The organism is Paenibacillus agaridevorans, from assembly GCF_003112455.1.
Lineage (GTDB): Bacteria > Bacillota > Bacilli > Paenibacillales > Paenibacillaceae > Pristimantibacillus > Pristimantibacillus agaridevorans.
The window spans coordinates 1-3,456 of the sequence record NZ_BDQX01000423.1 but is presented as its reverse complement, the minus strand read 5'-3'; the positions used below and the strand labels follow the sequence as shown (position 1 = coordinate 3,456).

3 protein-coding genes and 1 pseudogene are annotated in these 3,456 nt (G+C 58.3%); all 4 read right to left on the bottom strand.

What is annotated here, in order from left to right; translation table 11 throughout:
• Positions 1 to 204: pseudogene (locus PAT3040_RS37730) on the bottom strand (ABC transporter permease); the annotation flags it as partial.
• Positions 205 to 1,380, bottom strand: a complete 1,176-nt coding sequence (locus PAT3040_RS31875) for an ABC transporter permease (RefSeq protein WP_108995845.1) — start codon at positions 1,378 to 1,380, stop codon at positions 205 to 207.
• A gap of 30 nt (positions 1,381 to 1,410) precedes the next feature.
• Positions 1,411 to 2,355 (bottom strand): ABC transporter ATP-binding protein, encoded by a 945-nt coding sequence (locus PAT3040_RS31870; RefSeq protein ID WP_108995844.1) that lies wholly within the window; start codon positions 2,353 to 2,355, stop codon positions 1,411 to 1,413.
• A gap of 122 nt (positions 2,356 to 2,477) precedes the next feature.
• A partial coding sequence (locus PAT3040_RS31865) for a sensor histidine kinase (protein ID WP_373863990.1) occupies positions 2,478 to 3,456 on the bottom strand: 979 nt, incomplete at its 5' end.

Here is a 3,456-nt window from a genome sequence, read left to right as displayed (position 1 = left end):
GGCCAGGCCGCCATCCGATACCGGCTCCCCCGCGTCCAGATTCACGACTCCCACGTTAAGCGGGCTGGGATTGGCGCTGCCCCCGATGATAAGGAAGGCCAGCACGATGCCGATGACCGGCGTAATCAGGAATACCAGCAAGCTTTTATATCCCCGCAGCATGGACCGTATCGTCCTTCGCAACAACCAGATCATATCCTTCATCTATAACCCTTCCTTTCTGCGCATGATCCCAATCGCAGCGGCCAGGAACAGGACGGAGAAGCCCATGTTCAGAAGGATCGCCGCGTATTCCGCGGACATCCCGCCAATGGGACTTTCCACGCCGCCGTAAATGACCGAAAGCAACCCGTCGTTGGTCCAATCCAGCGGCGATAATCGCGTCAGCTTGCTGAAGAAATCCCCGTTATCCACGTTCTGGAAGTACGATCCGCCGAAGAGCGCCGCCAGTTGAATGATCGTCATGATGACGGCGCCGGACGCCTTCGATCCGAGCATATAGCTGCTGCCAAGCCCCAAGCTGATCGCGAACACGATTTGCGAAGCCAGCACCAGCAGCACCATAACGGGATTGTCTCCCCAATCGGCTCCGTACATATATTTGCTGAGAAGCACGATAAGGATGACGAAGAACAAATGAAGCAGGAGCGACCCCGTTATTTTGCCGGCGAAAATTTCCGCCTTCGTCACCGGCGCCACCAGCAGGCGATTAGCCGTATGGCGAACGCGTTCGTTCTCGATCAGGAGGCCCGCCGTCATGGAGATGTACATGATGATCATCGTCGTCACGGCTACCGAATAATAATCGATGGCGTTCGGCTTCGGCGGCGCTTGCAGCATCCTTGTCTCGAAATGTTCCCCCGATGATGCTGCCCCCTCGGCCGCGCCCGCAGCTTCCGGCAAGACGAGAGACAGCTTGCGATGGTCCGCGTATGCCGATAACAAGCCCTGGACGATCGCGTTCTCGGCTCCGATCCGGTCGTTGCCGTAATAGCGGATGCCCTCGTCGCCAATCGTCGCATAGCCGATGTAACCGCCGTTTTTCACCTCGTCGATCGCCGCTTGCTCTCCCATCTTTGCTTCATCGAAGGCGATCCCCTTTACTATAATCTCCCTGTCGCCCCGCTCCGTGCCTTCGAGCCCACCTGTCTCGTCGATAGATCTGCCGATCCAGGACTCCCAATGCTCCTTCGCTGCTTCGTCCCCGCTTGCCGAGTACAATACGCGGACGGTTCCTACGGCCTCTTTGCCGTTGAAGTTGCCCGACAGCACCGAGCCGAGAATGAGAATGAGCAGAACGGGCGTAGCCAGCATAAAGATCAGCATCGCCGGGTCTCTCGACGTCATCAATTCCTTCATCGCAATTCGCCAAACGTTCACGCGGTTCTCCTCCTTTCTTCTCCTGCCATTCTAATCATCCCTCAAGCTGCGACCGGTCAGCGTCAGAAAAACCGTCTCCAGACTCGGCTGTCTCTCGTCGACCGAGCGGATCTCCATGCCGCTCTCCATTATGCATTGAAGAACCCGGTTCAGGTTGTTGACCTCGGCGTCCGATTCTACGCGAACCGCGCTCCCCTCAACGTCTAAGGCCACGGCCCTCACTCCGGCGATGCCGCGAAGCTTCTCCTCGTTCAGTCTTTCAGCGGATTTCAGCTCGATCATCAGCGTCTTTCGGTCGGTAATGATCGACTTGAGCTGCGCCTTCGTCCCTTCCGCGATCATCTTGCCATGATCCATAATCGCGATGCGGGTGCAAAGCTCTTCGACTTCCTCCATGTAATGGCTCGTGTAGATAATGGTGCAGCCCATCTCGTTAAGCTTCCTGACGGAATTCAGAATGTAGCTGCGCGACTGCGGGTCGATGCCGACCGTCGGCTCATCCATCATGATCAGTTTCGGACGGTGGGCAATGGCGCAAGCGATGTTCAGCCTCCGTTTCATGCCCCCCGAGAAATTCCGCGGGAAGCTCTTATGCTTGTCGTCGAGCCCCGCGAACGCGAGAGCCTCCTCCGTGCGGCTCTTAAGCTCCGCGCCCCTCAATCCATATAATCCGGCAAAAAAATGCACATTCTCGTAAGCCGTCATATCCTCGTAGATGGCAATTTCCTGCGGCACGAAGCCGATGTTCGACTTCGCGAACCTGCCGTTTCGCGCTATATTGCGATCCAGCAGCCGAATCTCGCCTTTGCTCGCCGGAATCAAACCCGCGATCATGTGGATCGCCGTGCTTTTGCCCGCGCCGTTGGGGCCCAAGAGTCCGAATATTTCGCCCTCCCTTATGCTAAGCGACAGTCCGTCCACGGCTGTAAAGTCGCCGAATGACTTCGTCAATCCCTCCAGTTGCAGTACGTTCATCCGCATTCCCTCCCGTAACTCTTTCGTCTTGCCCTTATCGTACAAAAAAAGATGAACCCCGCGGAAGTGCGTAAGTTCATCTTCTGACATGAGAAATCTCATGGTTATGGATATGGCGATACTCATGCCTTGCCGCAAGGAAGGAGCGTCGTGACGGAGAAACCCGCCGAGCCGTCTACGATGACCTTGCCGTTCGCGGACGCCGCCCGCTCCTCCATGCCGGCGATGCCGAGTCCCTTCACGATCTTCGAAGCTCCGACTCCGTTGTCGGAGACGCCGGCCTTCACCATCGTGTTCAACACCTCGATATGGACCGACACGGTGGTTGCCCGCGCATACTTCGCCGCGTTCGTCAGAGCCTCCGTCACGTTGCGATGGATAATTTGCCAGTGCAGCTGCTCGATTCGGCCCACGTCCCCCTCGAAGGTAAGCGCGACGCGCAGCCCCTCGTGCGTGGCCGCAAATTCGTCGATGAACAGCCGCAGCCGGTTCAGCCCAAGCTGCTCGGCCAACGGTTTCATGTCCCGGAGGACGAGGCGAATGCTCTCGATGCCTTCCTTGGAAATGGCGATCGCGTTGCCCAGCAGCTCGGCGGAACGTTCCGGATCTTTGGCCTGCAGCCGTTTGGCCGCCTCCATCTGAATGAGCGCTCCCGTCATGGAATGCCCGATCTTGTCGTGAATATCCTGCGAGAGACGGTTGCGTTCCTCCAGCTTGAACGTATACTCCGATTGGCGGATGTAATCGTTGCTCTCGCCAAGACTCCTTTGCAGGCGATGGATGTCGGCGCGCAGCGCCTCCATGGCTGCCTTGGCCGTCGCGGATTGACGGGCGTGCCTGTCCAGCAGCCAATGGAACAGCAACGAGAGCAAGGCGATGAGTCCGTAGGAAGCCTGCAGGTCTTCGGGAAGAAGCGGTAGCGGCGCCAAGGCAGGCAAGTATAAGAGAGCATGCCATTGCGAGAATCCGGCGCTGTCATGGACGCCGCGTTCCGCTGTCGGCTGCAGTGTGCCGGAAAGCGGCGGACCGCCGGGGGCGTCCGCATACCGCTCGCTCCCGTCCGGCCAACTCGAGCGCGTCGTCGTATACGCCGCTCCGGAC